Annotated in this window: 1 pseudogene; it reads left to right on the top strand. The window is 44.9% G+C overall.

What is annotated here, in order from left to right:
• Window positions 1–669, top strand: a pseudogene (locus tag FJR38_RS05280) (photosystem II D2 protein (photosystem q(a) protein)); the annotation flags it as partial.
• Between the last annotated feature and the right edge of the window lie 452 nt (window positions 670–1,121).

Genomic DNA, 1,121 nt, shown 5'->3' with positions numbered 1-1,121 from the left:
GAAGTAGCTCGTCTTGTCGGTCTGCGTCCCTATAATGCCCTAGCTTTCTCCGGTCCTATTGCCGTATTCGTCAGCGTCTTCCTGATGTATCCCTTGGGACAATCTAGCTGGTTCTTTGCACCCAGCTTTGGCGTAGCTGCAATCTTCCGTTTCCTTCTCTTCCTGCAAGGTTTCCACAACTGGACACTCAACCCCTTCCACATGATGGGTGTAGCAGGTATTCTTGGTGGTGCTTTACTTTGTGCCATTCATGGTGCGACAGTAGAAAACACCTTGTTTGAAGATGGTGAAGGCTCAAACACCTTCCGCGCTTTCAACCCTACTCAAGCTGAAGAAACCTACTCCATGGTGACAGCAAACCGTTTCTGGTCACAGATTTTCGGGATTGCTTTCTCCAACAAACGTTGGTTACACTTCTTCATGTTGTTTGTACCTGTTACAGGCTTGTGGATGAGCGCAATCGGTATCGTCGGTTTAGCATTAAACCTCCGTGCTTATGACTTCGTTTCCCAAGAATTACGGGCAGCAGAAGACCCAGAGTTTGAAACTTTCTATACCAAAAACATTTTGCTGAACGAGGGTATCCGCGCTTGGATGGCTCCTCAAGATCAACCACATGAACAATTTGTATTCCCAGAAGAAGTGCTACCACGCGGTAACGCTCTCTAAATCTGAAAATTAATCCTGGATTAATATCCATTTAGCCTCCACCTGTCAGTGGGGGTTTTTTTAATGGCAAAATTCTATTGCAAATTTTTGCAGTTGTGTTATAGTAATCTCAGGTTACAAACCCAAAGCATTTTGCTTTGCCCCTTTTGAAACTAAGACCGTTTAGGCAACAAGGAGGTGATGCCCATGATAGAAAGTAGTATACGCATGGGTCATCAAGTTGCAGTTAGCCGGCTGTGCGCCGGGGCTGTTCTCTAAAAGTTAGCCTTAGTTCTCTTGAGATACTAAGTTAGCTCAACTAGCTAGGCTTAACGTCGGAGTTCCTTCCGGCAGTCTGGTTGCAACTTGAAGACCCGCTAGACCGCCCTGATTTAGGTTATCTAATCTAAATCAGGGCGGATAGTTTTTATGGGTAGTTTTTATGAAAAATTATTGTTTGGGAACATTAGCAA

Origin of the sequence: Anabaena sp. UHCC 0253 (assembly GCF_009712085.1) — a bacterium.
Classification (GTDB): domain Bacteria; phylum Cyanobacteriota; class Cyanobacteriia; order Cyanobacteriales; family Nostocaceae; genus Dolichospermum.
Note: the sequence above shows the minus strand (reverse complement) of the source record. Positions and strands in the feature narration are given on the sequence as shown.